The sequence below is a fragment of the Rufibacter hautae genome (genome assembly GCF_008271695.1).
Taxonomy (GTDB): Bacteria; Bacteroidota; Bacteroidia; order Cytophagales; family Hymenobacteraceae; genus Nibribacter; species Nibribacter hautae.
This window is the reverse complement of the sequence record NZ_VKKY01000001.1, coordinates 1,065,466-1,082,081: the sequence shown is the minus strand read 5'-3', so window position 1 is coordinate 1,082,081 and position 16,616 is coordinate 1,065,466. Positions and strand designations below refer to the sequence as shown.

Genomic DNA, 16,616 nt, shown 5'->3' with positions numbered 1-16,616 from the left:
CCTATCTGCTCCATCCCCCGATAAAAGTACTCACTTCTGTTTACATCAAAAATCCCATATGGAGATTCAAAAGAAAAAGATTGCCATTGACATGGACGAGGTCATGGCCGACCCCATCGCCAAATTCATACAGCTATATAACAAAGACTGCGCCCTGGAACTCACCCTGGAGGCCCTGCACGGCAAAGACGTGCACGAGGTGGTGCCGCCCGAGCATTCCCACAAAGTCTGGGAGTACATCAACGCCGAAGGTTTCTTCCGGGACCTGGAGGTGATCCCAGACAGCCAGGAGGTCATCAAGGCCCTGATGGAGCGGTACGAGGTCTTCATCGTGAGCGCGGGCATGGAGTTCCGGAATTCGCTCATTGACAAGTTTGACTGGCTGCAGGACCATTTTCCGTTCATCAGCTGGCGCAACTATGTGCTCTGCGGTGACAAAAGCATCATCGGGGCTGATATCATGATCGATGACCGTCCCCGCAACCTCCGCACCTTCTCCGGCGACCGCAAGCTGCTGTTTACCTCGCCGCATAATGTGAACATCCATGAGTTTGAGCGGGTGAGTACGTGGAAGGAAGTGGCGGAGAAGCTTTTGTGATTTTTTGTTTTAGGGCTGTTTTTGCAAATTCACCTCTATTCCACTGGTTCAAGTCTGAGACTTGGACCTACCTTGGTCTGCAGTTTGCAACTGCAGTGAAGCGTTAGTCTCAAAACTACTTTGGAGGTAGTTACTTCCTATAGCATTCCTTACAACCTTCTAGTTGCAGCCGCGGCCTGCGGGCGTTTGTCACTTTTCTCCTTGATGAGAAAAGTAACCAAAAGAATCAAGAAGAAAAGAAACTCGCTGACGCTCAAACAGTCTTTTCTTCAGTTGTTGTGACACCTGGCTGCCGTCCTCTGTTGCATGGATAACTTACGCCACTGCAGTTGGAGAAGCCACTACTTGCGCTCGTCGGAGGTTAGGTTACGCATGCGCCCAACCTCCGACGAGCTGCATGTTAGCTGCCTTACATATAGAACCGCTGCAATGCCTACATCGTCCTGGCGGACGGTGGTGTTTTGGAGCAACTTTTGCGAAAATATCTTCAAATCACTTTTGCTTTTGTTGGTGTTATCACCCACAGCCCTGCCACTTACTTCGCTTTCCCACGCATTCCAGAATTCCCCTCCTCGGAGGGGTAGGGGTGGGTTAACATTCCCCATTTTCACTAGGGACCAAAACTGCACCTCTCAGCTAAGGGCAACCACAAGATTGCCCCTACAACTCAAGACTCAGAACTCAAGATTCCTTACAGCTTGCACAGCCTTTCTGCAGCGGCGCGTAGGGTCTCCTCTTTCTTCGCGAAGCAGAACCGAATGACCTGTTGATCTAGGCCGTCGTGGTTGAACACCGAGACGGGGATCACGGCTACGCCGGCTTCTTTGGTGAGCCATTGGGAGATGTCCACGTCAGACAGGTCAGAGATTTGGGCGTAGCGGGCCAGTTGGAAATAGGTGCCGGCGCAGGGCAGTAGTTCAAATTTGGAGGATGCCAACAGCGAGGCGAACAGGTCGCGTTTCTGTTGGTAGAACAACGCCAGCGTAAGGTAGTGCTCCTGATGGTCAAGGTACGCGGCGATGGCATGCTGCAGCGGGGTGGCCGTGCTGAAGGTGAGGTATTGGTGCACTTTCCTGAACTCATGCGTAAGCAGCGCGGGCGCGATGCAGTAACCTACTTTCCAACCGGTGGTGTGGTAGGTTTTCCCGAAGGACGAGACCACAAACGCGCGTTGAGCCAACTCCGGTACCGTGAGCACGCTGCAGTGCGGCTGCCCGTCAAAAACCATGTGCTCGTAGACCTCGTCGCTGAGGATGAGGAACGGGTGTTTTTGGGTGAGGCGGGTGAGCGCATCCAGGTCGGATTGTTGCCACACGGCGCCGCTGGGGTTATGCGGCGAATTGATGATGAGCAGGCGCGTTTTAGGGGTAAGTTTTTCCTCTACCTGCTGCCAATCCACGCTGAAATCCGGAAAGCGCAGGGGCACAAAAACCGGGATGCCGCCGCTAAGCTCAATGGCTGGTACATAGGAATCATAGCAGGGCTCCAGCACGACTACCTCGTCGCCGGGCTGCACCACGGCGGCAATGGCCGCGAACAATGCCTCGGTGGCGCCGGAGGTCACCGTGATCTCTGTTTCTGGCTGGGCGGTGTGGCCGTACAGTAACTGCGTTTTCTCGCTGATTTTCTGCCGGAGCGATAAAAGCCCCGGGCTGGGCGCGTACTGGTTCAGGCCGGTTCGCATGGCCTCGGTTACCAAATCCACCAGCTCCGGCGGACAGTCAAAATCAGGGAAGCCCTGCGAGAGGTTGATGGCCCCGTGCTGCAGGGCCAGTTGGCTCATGGTGGAGAAGATGGTGGTGCCTACGTTGGGGAGTTTGCTCTGCAGATGAATGCTCATGCGTTTAAAGCCTGTTTTGGTGAAAATAGGCAAAAAACGCTTTCGGTCAAGAAGAAGGCAGAAGCGACTGCACAATTTCCTGCAGGGTGGGCACTACCTCGCGCTCAAACCAAGGGTGGCGCTTGAACCAGGCAATGTTCCGGGGCGAGGGGTGCGGCAGCGGCAGGAATCTGGGCAGGTAGTCTTGCCAGGCCTCTACGGTTTGGGTGAGGGTGGCTTTGGCGTTCTGGCCCAGAAAGGCTTTTTGGGCATACGTGCCGATGAGCAACGTGAGCTGGATGTTGGGCAGCAGCGGCAAGAGCTGCGGGTGCCAGTGTTGGAAACACTCGGGGCGGGGCGGCAGGTCGCCGGATTTGCCGGTGCCCGGATAGCAGAAGGCTGTGGGCACAATGGCCACGTGCGCCTCGTTGTAAAATTCATCGGGCGTGAGCCCCAGCCAGCTGCGCAGCCGTTTGCCGCTTTGGTCATCCCAGGGAATGCCCGAGGCATGGACTTTGGTGCCAGGCGCCTGCCCCACAATGAGCAGCCGCGCCGAGGCCGCGGCCCGCAGCACCGGCCGGGGACCGTGCGGCAGGTGGGCGGCGCACATCTGGCAGGCTCTTATCTGGGGAAGGAGTTCTTCTAGCATGGCGCGGAGGCGAAGGTGTTTCAGGGCAAATTTCTGAAAAAGAGGCCAAACACCTGCAAAAAAAGAAGCCGGTACCAAACGGCACCGGCTTCAAGTCTGTTTTAGATTTGTTTTAGGCTTCCAGGTAACCGTCCACAGGCACCTCATCGTCCGGGAAAGCCCGGAGCAGTAAGATAGAGGCGACTACGCTGGTCAACGCAATGGCAATCATGAGCGCTTTCATGTTCTTCTCCTTAGAGGGCACCCCTGGTTAGTAGTGCCGGGGGTTGTTGTTTCGCGGGTTATTGGAACGGTCATCGCCGGAGTCCGTCTCATCTGACCAACGCGGACCTCTCTCGGTGCCACGGTCGTGGCGGGCGCGGTACTCATAGTCGTGGTCGTGGCGGCGGTTGTCATGGCCACGGTCGCGATCATTGTCGTGGTCATTTGAATGGCTGTTGCGGTTGAAGATGTTCTTCACATCATGCCATACTTCGCGCAGGCCTTCGCCCATGTCTCCTAAGATATCGCCTTTGTCATTGTCCATGCGGCGGCCGTCATTGGAGGTGTAGCGTTGCTCACTGTACCAGTCATGGTTACCGCTGCCGTAGCGGTAATCGTCGTCTTTGTAGCGGCTGCGGGAGCCGGGATACTCATTGTACGGGTTGCTGTCTGGGCGGGGCAGCTCCTGCTGCACGCCTCTTGGCTCCATGTACCCCCCGCGGTAATAGTTCTCATTGGAGTCATCGCGGCGGCGCTGCTCAGAGATTCTGTTGTCTGGGTGAACGCGTTCATGGCCCTGGCCATAGGAATCCTGGCGGGCAGAATAGTTGCCACGGCCATCACCGGACGGTGAGAACTGAGAGTTTCTATTGTTGTTGTTGTTGTTGTTGTTGTTGTTGAAGGCCGAGTGGCCCGGCTGCCGCTCAGACTGTGGAGTGCTGTTGCCGCGGCCATCGCCGTAGTTCAGGCTGTTGGGGTTGCGGTAAGAGCTGTACTCGCGGTCACCGTAGTGTTTGCTGATGCTGGCGCCACGGTCTGCGTTGGAGTTGCGCTGGTGAGAGTCCTCGGGGAAGTGGCTTCTGGTCTGGTTGCTGGGCCCCGTGTGGAAGTTGTTCCCGTTGTCCCAATGGTTATCATGCGAGCGCTGCGAAGGTTGGTTCCGCTGCTGGTCCCGATTATACAAATCGCGGCCTACTTTGTGGTTCTGGGCTTCGTTTTCCCGGCTGGGGTTGAAGCCGTTTCTTTGATTATCGTCCATGATTTCTATCGTTTAACTTTCGGTTAGAATACCCACCGGTACTGGTGGGAAATGTAAGTATGTGTACGATAGCGTTTGCGCAGGGTTAAGTTACCGGGGATTGAAGATTAGTATTTTTACGGTGCGGCCTTCAAATGCAAGGTCGGAGAAAGTGTGTGGATAACCTTTGCGAAAGAAAAGAGTAAGTGGGAGAAATCAATTTTCAGCTTACTTTTTATGAAACAGTACTTACCTCTGTTAGGTGTTTTCTTGTTGTTCTTTCTGGTGATTTCTGGGTTTGCTTATGGCCAGCCTAAAAATGAAAGCCAGACTTCTGAGATTACTGATGCAGCGCAAACCGCTACGCTCATCCGCTAGACAACCGCAGAAAATTCCTGGCAGTTACACTGCTACATCCTTCCTCTAATCCTGACCAATTTTAAGTCCTTTACAAACCAAACTACGGCACTCACGCATAAACAAGAAGGCGGCCCTGATCCAGTTCAGGGCCGCCTTCTTGTTTATAGGCTTAAAACGGTTGCGGTCTATTGAAAGTGCTGCTTCAGGATCTCGCGCACGTGGGCTTCTTCCAGCGGTTTGGAGATGTGCTGCTCCACGGCGTTGTATTTCTTCAGTTTCTCCAGGTCATAGAAGCTGGCCGAGGAAGTGAGCATCATGACCAGAATGCATTTCTGGTAGGTCTCAGGCAACTGGTGGTACTGGTCCAGGAACTCAAACCCGTCCATGACCGGCATCTTGATGTCCAGGAACATCAGGTCGGGGAGGGGTTGCCCCTGGGCAATGGCATCGTTCAGAAACGTAAGCGCCTCTTCTCCGTTGGTGACCACTTCAATATGGTCTGCTATCTCCATACGGGTAAGGAGCCGCTTGTTTAAATAATTGGTGGTTTCGTCATCGTCTACCAACAAAATGAGGTTTAACCTTTTCATAGGACAAATATAGAAAGCACTGGGTCTATTGAACGCTGTTTTTGAAATAAATTGTGAACGTGGTGCCCTGGTCTACCTGGCTCTCTACCTCAATGCGGCCGCCGTTCTTCTGCACAATGCGGTTGAGGATGTACAGCCCCAGGCCAGAACCCTCCACGTGGTTGTGGAAGCGCTTGAACATCTGGAACATCTTGGCGCCGTGTTTCTCCATATCCATGCCCATGCCGTTGTCCTGTATGGTGAGCACCGTGTAGCCGTGCTGGTCTTTGTGCGTATGCAGGTGCACTACGGGCGCGCGTTCTGGCGAGCGGTATTTCACCGCGTTGCTGATGAGGTTGTAGAAGATACTTTTGAGGTTCACCCTGGAGTACACCAACGTGTCTGCCTCTGAGAAGTCACAGGTGATCTTGGCCCCCGATTTCTGGATGAGGTCCTGGATGCTGAGCTGCACCTCGTCTACCAACTCAGACAGTTCTATTTCCTCCTGATGCGCATCAATTTCCTTCTGCACTTTCACAATCTCCGCCAGGTCTGAAATGGTGGCGTTGATCTGCTTCAGTGATTTGTTGAACATACTGATGAGCAGCTGCGCATCTGGGTCATGGAAGGTGGCGTTCTGGGTAAGCTCCTGGAAAATGCCGGCCATGTTGATGATGGGCAGTTTCAGATCATGAGAGGCGGTGTAGACAAAGCTGTCCAGGTCCTCGTTGATGCTGCGGAGCTCGCGGTTGGTTTGCTCCATGAGCGCTTCATTGCGTTTCTGATCTTCTATCTCAGTACAGGTGCCAAACCACTTGATGATGTTACCTTCGGGGCCACGGAGCGGAAGGGCCCGGCCCAGGAACCAACGCCATTCCCCGTCAGCGGCCCGCCGGAAGCGGTATTCCACCTGGTAAGGTTCTCCGGTGCGCAAAGAGTGGTGCCAGCGGGCGAAAGACCGTTGCCGGTCATCTGGGTGCAGCAGGTCGTTCCATACTTTTGGGCCCTTGCTGGCCTCTACGTCAAAGCCGGTAAATTCAACCCACTGTTTGTTGAAGTATTCATGGTAGCCCTCTGCATCTGTGGTCCAGACCAGTTGGGGCATGCTGTCTGCCAGAAACTGGAAATTCTGGGTGCTTTCCTGCAGATCCAGCAGCATTTGCTTCTGGTCCTGGATGTCGGTGTGGGAGCCCACCCATAAGGTGATGTTGCCTTCCTCGTCGCGCATGGGTACGCCGCGGACCAGAAACCAGCGGTACTCCTCTTTTCCTTTGGTGCGCCACCGGTTTTCCACCATGTAAGGCTCGCCGGTTTTAAGCGAGTGGCCCCAGCCGGCATGGGTCATGGCCAGGTCATCTGGGTGAATGAAATACTCCCAGCCCCAACCGGTGAGTTCTTCCTGCGTGGTACCCAGGTAGTCATACCATTGCTGGCTGTAATACTCTACATACCCGTCTGGTTTTGCGGTAAAGGTCATGTGGGGCAGGGCATCCAGAATCTTGAGGGTGCGTTCATGCGAGACTTTCAGTTCCTCAGCTAATTTCTGCGCTTCTTCCCGTACCCGCACCCGTTCGGTTACCTCCACAATCACAATAATGATTCCTTCCACCGCTTCCTGCTCATTGAGCAAGGGCTGGTACATGAAGTTGAAATAGCCCAACTCCAACTCCCCGTTTCCTTTGCGGTCCAGATAGGCAGGGGTCTCGGTTCCTAGGTACAGTTCTTTGGTGGCATACACGTTCTCCACAATATCAAAGAAGCCCTGCTCCTCCAGTTCAGGAAGCGCCTGGCGGAACGGTTTGCCCACGGTCTCACGGCCGCCTATGAGTTGCTTGAACTGCGGGGTGACAAAGTCCACGACCCAATCTGGGCCTTTCAGGACGGCAAACTGAACCGGAGACTGGGACAGCATGCGCTGCACATACTCATCGCGCTCTTTCAACTTGAACTGGATGTCTTTCTGGTCCTGGATGTTGGTGTCTACCCCAATCCAAGCGCTGATGGTGCCGTCTTCTCTGGTGAGCGGGGTGGCGCGCATGGTAAACCAATGGTACTTGCCGTCTGAAGCCCTTCTGAGCCTGGCCTCATTCACGTACTCCTGCCCGGTTTTTAGTGACTGACTCCATCTCTCAATGGTCATGGCCAGGTCCTCTGGATGCACAATGTGATCCCAACCCTCATCGGGGCCTTTGTTGCCGGTGTATTCGTACCAGGCTTTGTTGTAGTAGTGGATGTACCCATCGGCGCGGGCTACCCAGGCAATCTCGGGGATGCCCTCCAGCAACGCGCGCACGTGCTGTTCGCTTTCCTTCAGCTCAGCGGCGTATTTGTTTTTCTCCGTCAGGTCCAGCATGGCGCCAATCATGCGCAAGGGCTTGCCTGCGACATCACGGGCCACCAGGCCTCGGTCAAAAACGTGGGCGTAGGAGCCGTCTGCTTTCCTGAAACGGTACTCATCCTGCCAGTTGGTGCCGCCGTTGTCAATAACCTGGTGAATGCCTTCCACCACCCGGTGGGCGTCTTCTGGGTGAATGCGGCCATACCAGGAGTTGATATCATGCTCAATGTCTTCGTCTTTGTACCCGAAGGTGACTTTGAACCCGTCGTTCCACCAGATAAAGTCATTGGTCAGGTTCCAGTCCCAGATCACGTCATTGGTGGCCTTGGCCAGGAGCTCAAACCGCTCCAGGTTCTCTTTGGCCAGCCGTTCGTTTTCCTGCTGGTGCTCTATGTCAATGAGGGTGCCCAGCATGCGGTACGGCTTGCCTTCGTCATTGTAGAGGATGTAGCCATGGTCCATGACGTGGGTGTAGGTGCCGTCTCCTTTGAGGAAACGGTATTTGCCAGACCATACTTTCTCCTTTTTCTTGACCGCCGCCGTGATGCTTTCACGCAGCTCCTCATATTCTGCCGGATGTACCCGGGCATCCCATTGGGCAGGGCTTTCACCTTCTTCAGAAACCTTGTGGCCGAAGACATCCTCAAAGTTTTTGCCCCAGTAGAATTTGCCGCTGGCGATGTCATAGTCCCAGGAAGAGCCGCCCGAGGCTTCTACAAAGGCACGGATGCTGCCTTTGGTGATTTCTTGCTCCTGTTTGTACTTGTGGGCCTCGGTCACGTCTACCACGCTGTGAATAAGGTACTGTACCTCGCCGGCGGCGTTTAGAACCGGTTTGTTGTGGGGTTGCCAGTATTTCTCTTCAAAGCCTCCGCCCATTTCCTGCGGCCGGGTCACGTCATAGCGTTGCAGGGCCATGGTGTGCTCCACCTTATGGGTGCGGGCGTATTCCAGTGATTGCCTCAGGTTCAGTTCGCTCTGGATACCGGGCACGGCGGGGTTATCTGGGAAAACATCAAACAGGTATTTTCCTAGAATGGACGAGTCCTTTAGAGTAGCCTCCAGGTACGCACTCGTGGCCTCCAGAATGATGAATTCCGGGGATAGGAAAAGGTGCAGGCCTGGTATGGCCCTTATCAGGGAGGGTAAGGCAGAAGTAGAAGCAGAGGTGGAAGAAAGCATCATGTGCGTCAACGCATTAAAAACTGGGTAAGATGCCCACCGGGGAACCTTCCTGTAGCATATAGTAAAACAGCTTGGTAAAGATAGGTGAAACCATTTAGGGGCCTATTTTTAAAAATAAGCCCCTAAATGGCTCTAAGCCTGCATTTCCCCGAAGATAGCTTTGGCCTGCTCCAGTGTGGAAACATCTTCTACCGTCACAATCAGTTTGTCTTTGGCCTCTTTCAAACGAGAGCGGCGGGAGTGTTGCTGCACGTACCGTAAAATACGGCTGAAGGTTTCTGAGTGGAAGAACGCCTCGTTGTTCTGGCTGGGGATATAGCCTTTAAGAGTGTCTTTCTTAAGCGTAAGCTTCTCAAAACCCAGGTGGCAGGCTTCCCAGCGCATTTTCACGATGTTCACCAACTGCGCCACTTCCGACGGCATAGGCCCGAAACGGTCAACCATGCCCTCCACCAGTTTCTCCAGGCTCTCCAGATCTTTCACGCGGTCCAGCTTGCTGTACATCTGCAGACGCTCTGAGATATTGCTGATGTAGGTGTCTGGAATCAAGATCTCCAGATCGGTCTCCACGGTGCATTCCCGCACGGGCTCCACCAGGTTCTCCAGCTCCACGTCTTTGAAGAACAGGTCGCGGAACTCGGTTTCCTTCAGTTCCTGCACGGCCTCATCCAGAATCTGGTGGTAGGCCTCAAAGCCCAGGTCGTTGATGAAGCCGCTCTGCTCGCCGCCCAGCATGTTCCCCGCTCCGCGGATGTCCAGGTCGCGCATGGCAATCTTGAAGCCTTCGCCCAGATCAGAGAATTCTTCCAGGGTGCTCAGGCGCTTGCGGGCATCGGACGGAAGTCCGGACACCGGCGGGGTGAGCAGGTAGCAGTAGGCTTTCTTGTTGGAACGGCCCACGCGCCCGCGCATCTGGTGCAGATCGCTCAAGCCAAACATGTGCGCCCGGTTGATGATGATGGTGTTGGCATTAGGAATGTCCAGCCCGCTTTCAATGATGTTGGTACTCACCAGGACGTCATATTCGCCTTCCACGAAGCGCATCATGCGTTTCTCCAGTTCCTCGGGGTCCATCTGCCCGTGAGCGTAGGTCACCTTGGCATCAGGCACCAACCGAAGGATGAGGTTGGCCATCTCCTCGATGTCTGAAATGCGGTTGTGCACAAAGAATACCTGGCCTTTGCGCTTAAGCTCATGCACCACAGCGTCTCTGATGAGCGTGTCTTCAAACACGTGCAGCTCGGTCTGTACCGGCTGCCGGTTAGGCGGCGGCGTGGCAATCACCGAAAGGTCGCGGGCGCCCATCAAGGAGAAGTGCAGCGTGCGCGGGATTGGCGTGGCGGTAAGCGTAAGCGTGTCCACATTCACCTTGATCTCCTTCAGGCGGTCTTTCGTTTTTACCCCGAATTTCTGTTCTTCGTCAATAATCAGGAGGCCCAGGTTCTTGAACTTCACGTCTTTGCTGGCCAGGCGGTGCGTCCCGATCAGGATGTCGGTTTTGCCGTCTGCTACGCGGGTCAGGGTCTCTTTTATCTGCTTCGTGGTCTTGAACCGGTTAATGTACTCCACGTTTACCGGGAAGGCTTCCAGGCGGTCCCGGAACGTTTTGTAGTGCTGCATGGCCAGGATGGTGGTTGGCACCAACACCGCCACCTGCTTGCCGTCACAGGCCGCTTTGAAGGCCGCGCGTATCGCCACCTCCGTTTTCCCGAAGCCCACGTCGCCGCAGACCAGCCGGTCCATAGGGTGGGGCAGTTCCATGTCGTTTTTCACGTCCTCGGTAGCCTTGCCTTGGTCTGGGGTGTCTTCGTAGATGAAGGATGACTCCAGCTCAGCCTGCAGGAAACCATCGCGGGAATAGGCGTAACCGGGCGCTTTCTTGCGTTTGGCGTACAAAGAAATGAGCTCGGCGGCAATGTCTTTGACCTTGCTCTTGACCTTCTTCTTCTTGTTTTCCCACTCCTGCGAGCCCAGTTTGCTCATAGTGGGCGGCGTGCCTTCCTTGCCGGTGTACTTTGAGATCTTGTGCAGCGAGTGAATACTCACGTAGAGCAAATCATCGTCGCGGTAGACTAACCTTATCGCCTCCTGCAGACGTCCGCCCACTTCTACTTTCTCCAGCCCCGCAAACCGCCCAATGCCGTAGTCCATGTGGGTGACGTAGTCGCCGGGCTTGAGCGTGCGGAGTTCTTTGAGGGTAAGCGCTTTTGATTTGGAGTAACCCTCACGGGTTTTATGCTTGTAGTACCGCTCAAACAGCTGGTGGTCTGTGTAACACACCAGTTTGACTAAATCGTCTACAAAACCCTCGCGCAGCGCCAGCATCAAATGGTGGAACCGCACGTCGTGGTCCAGTTCATCGAAGATGGTGGTGAGGCGGTCGGCCTGGCGCGGAGACTCGGCGGCGATGACGTTGACGTAGTCTTTGCTCTGGTTCTCGTGCAGGTTGGCCACCAGCCGCTGGAAGTCTTTGTTGAAGGAGGGCTGCGGATGCGCCTGGAACTGCACCACCTCGGCGTTCTTGAAGTTGAAGCGCTTGCCAAACTCCACCAAGGTGAATCCCTCCAGCAGTTTCTTGAACGTTTTGCCGGACTCAAACAGCGCCTCAGGGTTAGAAACGATCTGCACGCCCGCGCTATGCTCCAGCATCTCATGGAATGCCTGCTCGGCTTTCTCAAAAGACTCAGTCACCACGTCCACGGTTTGCCGGTAATCCTTGACCCAGATTTTGCTGTCTTCGGGGATGAAGTCCAGGAACGACTCGCGGGTTTCCTGCAGCAGTTTGGTCTGCACGTTTGGGATGATGGAGATCTGCTTTTTCTGCTCCACGCTGAGCTGCGTGTTGGGATCAAACGTCCGGATGCTTTCAATCTCATCCCCGAACATCTCCAGGCGGAACGGCAATTCATTTGCGTAGGAGAACACGTCCACAATGCCCCCACGCACGGCGAACTGACCGGCCTCGTACACGAAATCGGTGCGCTCAAAGTCGTAGCTGGAGAGCATTTCCGTCAGGAAATTCACATCTAGTTTCTCGCCCACCTTCGCGCCCAGCGTGTTCGCCACCAAGGACTTTTTGTTGATGACCTTCTCAGTGAGGGCCTCTGGGTAAGTGACAATCAAGGCACCGGCCCCGGCGCGGTCATTGAGGCGGTTGAGCACCTCGGCGCGGAGCAGGATGTTGGCGTTCTCAGTGTGGTCAAACTGGTAGGCACGCTTGTATGAGCTGGGGAAGAGCAGCACTTCCTGGCCGTCTTCCAGCAGGTTGGAAAGGTCGCTGTAGAAATAGGCGGCCTCCTCGCGGTCATGCAGGATGAACAGGTGCGTGTTGGGCTGCATGGTCTGCAGGGCAGACGCAACCACGGCATCCAGGCTGCCCACCAGTCCTTTCAGTTGTATATGTTGAGGTTCAGGAGTCTGCAGGCGTTGGGCCACGGTTTGCACCACGGGATCCTGGCGGTACAGCTCCAAAAATTGAGTTGCTTTCAAGGGTAAATCTTTTCTAGAAAATCAGGGGCAAAGCTAGCTATTCTTGCCGGTTAAGGAAACGAAGAGCACGGAAGCTTAGTTGCCTCTGAGCCTGAAGGTACAGGCCTATCTGTCAACACCATTTTAGGCGTATTTTCTCCAAAACAGGCAAAAAACAGGAATGTTTGGCTTAACAAAAAACAAAGGTGATTTGTATACGCAGTAAAATCTTTAGCCCGAATGCCGTACTTTTGGAACTGCATTCCGCCCCAAGCCTAACCTCTGCATATGGAATTCTTTGATTATTTCGTCAACGTCCCCGAGAACATCGTGATTGTTTCTCCTGAATTCAAGATTCTGGCTGCTACAGACCGGTACCTGAAAACCACCATGCGCAGAAGGGAAGAGATAATAGGGAAAGTCTTTCTGAAGGAAGTGTACCAGGACCCATCGGTCTTATTTGAGGAGAATCCGGTGATCATCTCCATCCGGAAAGCCATGGATACCAAAAAGGTGGACTACCTGGACGTACTACGGTACGACCTGGAGAGACCCACCGAGGAGGGCGGCGGTTTTGAGCCCCGTTACTGGGAGGCGTCACACACCCCGGTGCTGGACGAGGCCGGAAATGTTCGGTTCGTGATCCAGAACACCACTGACGTAACGGAGCGCGAACTGGCTAAACTGGCCCGCAAGGCCAGCGAGGAGAAATTCAAGTTCCTCACCGATGCCGTGCCGCAGCTGATCCATACGGCCGAGCCGAACGGCGCCTGCACCTACGTGAACCAACGCTGGCTGGACTATACCGGCCTGCCATTTGAGGACTTCATGGGCAACAGCTGGCAAAAGGTGATCCACCCCGATGACATTTACCGGGTAACAAACCGCCAGAAGGAAGCCATCTACGCTGAGACCGATTTCCAGGCCGAGCTGCGCATTAGGAGCAAAGACGGCGATTACCGCTGGTACCTGGTAAGAAGCCTGCCTATGAAAGATGACCAAGGTAAGGTGATCATGCGCGTAGGCAGCGCCAACGACATCCACAGCACCAAACTGATGGTGCAGGAGATTCTGGAGTCTAATGAGCAGATGTCGGCCTTGTCTGACCAGGTACAGCAGGCATTCCAGAAAGCCGAGGACCAGCGCCTTACCTTGGAGCGCCTCATCATGCAGGCACCCGCCATCTTCGCTATCCTGAAAGGAGCCGAGCACCGGTTTGAACTGGTGAACCCGCAATACCAGCAACTGATGCCCGGAAGAGACCTGATAGGAAAGAGCGTGACAGAGGCTTTGCCGGAAGTGGTTGAGCAAGGATTCCTCCAAATCTTGGACAATGTCTATAGCACCGGAAAACCATTTGTGGCTGAAGAAATTGGCGTGGAAATGGACTGGGACAACACCGGGAAGGTAGAAAGGCGCTATTTTACCACCACGTACCAGCCCCTGGTTGAAGCCGATAAGGTAACCGGTATCATTGCTTTCGGGTATAATGTTACAGACAAAGTAGAGTTAAGACAAGAGTTGGAAACACTCAGGAAAGGGTAGTGCCCTGGTTGAGGTTTAGGACTATCTATAAAAGTAGTTTTGCTGCAAATGAATCAAGCGCAGGTAGATTTCCAACAATTACGGATTAAGCATATTCTGTTTAAGTCAAAAGTGCGTTCTGTACTTTACGGCGGCACGCATGATGCTGACTTTTTTTCGCGTAATGGACCCATCAACATCTGGTTTAACTCTGTGGGGTTCTCCAGATACAGAAACGTTTCCGAGGTACTGGAGCTAAAGCAGGTGCAACAAGACCTGAGCGCCGCCGCCGACTCCCTGTTTTCCCTTTATGACAAGGGTAAGATAGACGAGGCCCAGAACGGTCTTGGCACTATTGAAAAACTGTCTGAGCGCTTTCTGCAGCTCCTTTCCAAACTGGAGGGCAAGTTAGCCGCTTAGGCCTTGAAACATACAAAAGCAAAGAGCGCTGTTCCCAGGGGGGCAGCGCTCTTTGCTTTTGTATGTTATATGATTTGGACCAGCACCTCTGGCAAAGGGTTATTCTTCGCTCTTCAACTTTCCTTCCATCTTCTTTTTGAATTTCTCCACCTTGGGTGTAGAGACGGCGCGCATGTACGGGTTGTTGGGGTTGTTGCGGTAGAAATCCTGGTGCTCTTCCTCAGCAGGGTAGAAGGCTTTGAACGCCACCACCTGGGTTACAATAGGGGCCTGGAACGCACGGGTACTGTTTAGTTGCTTCATGTAGGCGTCTATCTGGGCTTTCTCTTCTGGGGTGCGGTAGAAGATAGCAGAGCGGTACTGGGTTCCTTCATCAGGGCCCTGGCGGTTGAGCGTGGTAGGGTCATGCGCCGCGAAAAAGGCTTCCAGCAGGGTAAGGTAAGAAACGGTCTTGGGGTCATAGTAAATCTGGACCGCCTCGGCGTGGCCGGTCAGGCCGGTGCTCACCTGCTCATAGGTGGGGTTTTGGGTAGAGCCGCCCGTGTAGCCAGAGACCACGTCATAGACGCCTTTCAGCTTCTCGGCGGCTTCCTCGGTGCACCAGAAACAGCCGCCGGCAAAAGTGGCCACAGAAAGGCTGTCACGGGAAATGGCGGGTTGCTGCGTGGTTGGTTGATCAGGTTTCGCGGCTTGTTTTTCTTTCCGGCCCTGCGCGCAGGACGTGAAACCCAATAAAAATATACAGGCAAAAAGGAGAAGTCTCATGGTCTTGGAAAAGGGAGAAAGTACATACGCGTAGAACCGTAAAAGTACGGTATAAGTTTCGGGGACCGAGGGCCGGGGCAGGTAACTTTTTGGGTTTGGCTTCGTCCAAAGAATAGTTCACTAACCTTTCCGTAAAACTATGGCAGAATCTGCGAAAACCACCACCGACCATAACACCATCAAGAAATGGGCCGAAGCCCGCGACGGCAAACCCGCTTCTGTGAAAGGCACCGGCGACGGCGATGAGGCCGGCCTGCTGCGCATCAACTTCCCTGGCTACGCCGAGGACAACCTGGAGGACATTACCTGGGAGGAGTTCTTTGAGAAATTTGAGGAAAAGAAACTGGCTTTCCTCTACCAGGATGAGAAAGACAGCCGCTTCTCCAAACTGGTAAGCCGCGATAAATAGTTATCTCCAGCGAATTCTTTTGTAAGCGTTTAGGGCCTGCTTCCTTTTTAACAGGCCCTAAACGCTTTTTTTCTTTAAGGCCGCAGAAAAAGTGAGCAATATCATTCCTATTTATTTGGACTAATTCTAAACAGAAGCTAAATTTGTAGTGTTCCCTTTGAGCAAATCAGTAGAATTGCCTTATGCCAACCTCCCAGAACCTACAAGAGCTATTCCGGACCCTTTACGGCGCTGTTTACCAGTGCAATAGGTATAACTGCTATTTTGTAGAGTTCGCCGGCGGCATCTCGCCTTTCAAAGTGAAGGACTTTCTGGCTTTAAAGCAGCACGTTGACGCCATCAACGTGGAGGCCATGGTGGAAGATCCCTCCCGCGCCTCCGATGTCCATGTGCTCATGCCCTACCGCTCTGAGCGGTGCTTCGTCTTGACTCTCACCGATGTGCTGCATTTCCAGGAGTTGCTACAAGGCGCCCGCGCGATGATGTCTTTGAACAGTTTGCTTTATGAGTGTCTTTACGCTCCCGCTGTTTACTAAGCTTCTCCTCTTCGTAATTCCTTTTGTCTTGTTTAGGTTTGCCTTTGTCGTTACTCTTTTGGAGTTGACGTGGGATTTGTTTTGAGCCTATTTTTCGCAAATTGTGTCTTAAACGCATGTCTCCCTTTGAAGGGGGCGGGGGATGACTTCTTCTGCTGATCTTCTTCTCTCTCTTCTCTGGTTCAAGTCTGTGACTTGGACCTACCATGGTCTGCAGTTTGCAACTGCAGTGAGGCGCTAGCCTCAAAACCATTTTTTTGGTCTTTACTTCCTATTTCCTTTCTTCTAACTCTTTGGTTGCAGATGCGGCCTGCCCGCGTTTGTCACTTTTCTCCTTGATGAGAAAAGTAACCAAAAGAATCAAGAAGAAAAGAAACTCGCTGACGCTCAGACAGTCTTTTCTTCATTCTTGTGGCACCCCGCCACCGTCCTCTGTTGCATAGGGAACTTACGCCATTGCTGCTGGAGAAGCCATCATTTGCGCTCGGCGGAGGTTGGGTTACGCACGCGCCCAACCTCCGCCGAGCTGCATGCTCCTTTTTTGCTATTGAGCCGCTACAATGCCTTCATCGTCCTGCGGACGGGTGGAATCAAATCTGCTGTCCTCGTCATGTTTTCACCGGTTTGACCATGTAGAGACCAGGCACCGCCTTGGCTCCAACGATTCCGCTGCACTAAACCGGTTGCTACCAGAGAGGACATCCACGAGAGACGCCCCTGCATTCTTGCTTGTGCCGGAGAATGGCGCACAATCCCT

General features: G+C 53.8%; 13 protein-coding genes. 6 read left to right on the top strand and 7 right to left on the bottom strand.

Annotation, left to right across the window (positions count from 1 at the left end):
- Positions 1–58 precede the first annotated feature (58 nt).
- Positions 59–598, top strand: a complete 540-nt coding sequence (locus tag FOA19_RS04135) for a 5' nucleotidase, NT5C type (protein WP_223808727.1) — start codon at positions 59–61, stop codon at positions 596–598.
- 691 nt (positions 599–1,289) lie between these two features.
- Here FOA19_RS04135 and FOA19_RS04130 read toward each other — a convergent pair.
- From FOA19_RS04130 to FOA19_RS04120, 3 genes are all read right to left on the bottom strand, one after another.
- Complete coding sequence (locus FOA19_RS04130) at positions 1,290–2,438, bottom strand: pyridoxal phosphate-dependent aminotransferase (RefSeq protein ID WP_149089508.1); 1,149 nt, start codon at positions 2,436–2,438, stop codon at positions 1,290–1,292.
- 46 nt (positions 2,439–2,484) lie between these two features.
- Positions 2,485–3,066 (bottom strand): uracil-DNA glycosylase family protein, encoded by a 582-nt coding sequence (locus FOA19_RS04125; protein WP_149089507.1) that lies wholly within the window; start codon positions 3,064–3,066, stop codon positions 2,485–2,487.
- Positions 3,067–3,316: 250 nt separating this feature from the next.
- Positions 3,317–4,306 (bottom strand): hypothetical protein, encoded by a 990-nt coding sequence (locus FOA19_RS04120; protein WP_149089506.1) that lies wholly within the window; start codon positions 4,304–4,306, stop codon positions 3,317–3,319.
- 216 nt (positions 4,307–4,522) lie between these two features.
- Between FOA19_RS04120 and FOA19_RS23275 the strand changes: the two genes are divergently transcribed.
- A complete protein-coding gene (locus FOA19_RS23275) occupies positions 4,523–4,663 on the top strand; it encodes a hypothetical protein (RefSeq protein ID WP_190300277.1) in 141 nt (46 codons plus the stop codon).
- A 167-nt stretch (positions 4,664–4,830) separates the two neighbouring features.
- On the opposite strand, the gene FOA19_RS04115 is transcribed toward FOA19_RS23275, so the two are convergent.
- From FOA19_RS04115 to mfd, 3 genes are all read right to left on the bottom strand, one after another.
- Positions 4,831–5,235, bottom strand: a complete 405-nt coding sequence (locus tag FOA19_RS04115; protein WP_149089505.1) for a response regulator — start codon at positions 5,233–5,235, stop codon at positions 4,831–4,833.
- A 25-nt stretch (positions 5,236–5,260) separates the two neighbouring features.
- Positions 5,261–8,737: a PAS domain-containing protein gene (locus FOA19_RS04110; protein ID WP_149089504.1), complete on the bottom strand. Its 3,477-nt coding sequence runs from the start codon at positions 8,735–8,737 to the stop codon at positions 5,261–5,263.
- Positions 8,738–8,869: 132 nt separating this feature from the next.
- Complete coding sequence (gene mfd, locus FOA19_RS04105) at positions 8,870–12,226, bottom strand: transcription-repair coupling factor (protein WP_149089503.1); 3,357 nt, start codon at positions 12,224–12,226, stop codon at positions 8,870–8,872.
- A gap of 267 nt (positions 12,227–12,493) precedes the next feature.
- Here mfd and FOA19_RS04100 point away from each other — a divergent pair, with 267 nt between their 5' ends.
- Positions 12,494–13,750, top strand: a complete 1,257-nt coding sequence (locus FOA19_RS04100) for a PAS domain-containing protein (RefSeq protein WP_149089502.1) — start codon at positions 12,494–12,496, stop codon at positions 13,748–13,750.
- Positions 13,751–13,861: 111 nt separating this feature from the next.
- A complete protein-coding gene (locus FOA19_RS04095; RefSeq protein WP_223808726.1) occupies positions 13,862–14,149 on the top strand; it encodes a histidine kinase in 288 nt (95 codons plus the stop codon).
- Positions 14,150–14,248: 99 nt separating this feature from the next.
- Here FOA19_RS04095 and msrA read toward each other — a convergent pair whose 3' ends face one another.
- A complete protein-coding gene (msrA, locus tag FOA19_RS04090) occupies positions 14,249–14,914 on the bottom strand; it encodes a peptide-methionine (S)-S-oxide reductase MsrA (protein ID WP_149089500.1) in 666 nt (221 codons plus the stop codon).
- Between the two features lie 139 nt (positions 14,915–15,053).
- Here msrA and FOA19_RS04085 point away from each other — a divergent pair, with 139 nt between their 5' ends.
- Positions 15,054–15,323 carry a hypothetical protein gene (locus FOA19_RS04085; RefSeq protein ID WP_149089499.1) on the top strand — a complete coding sequence of 90 codons (270 nt, stop codon included), beginning with the start codon at positions 15,054–15,056 and terminating at the stop codon, positions 15,321–15,323.
- Positions 15,324–15,505: 182 nt separating this feature from the next.
- Complete coding sequence (locus FOA19_RS04080; RefSeq protein WP_149089498.1) at positions 15,506–15,859, top strand: hypothetical protein; 354 nt, start codon at positions 15,506–15,508, stop codon at positions 15,857–15,859.
- The last annotated feature ends 757 nt before the right edge of the window (positions 15,860–16,616 follow it).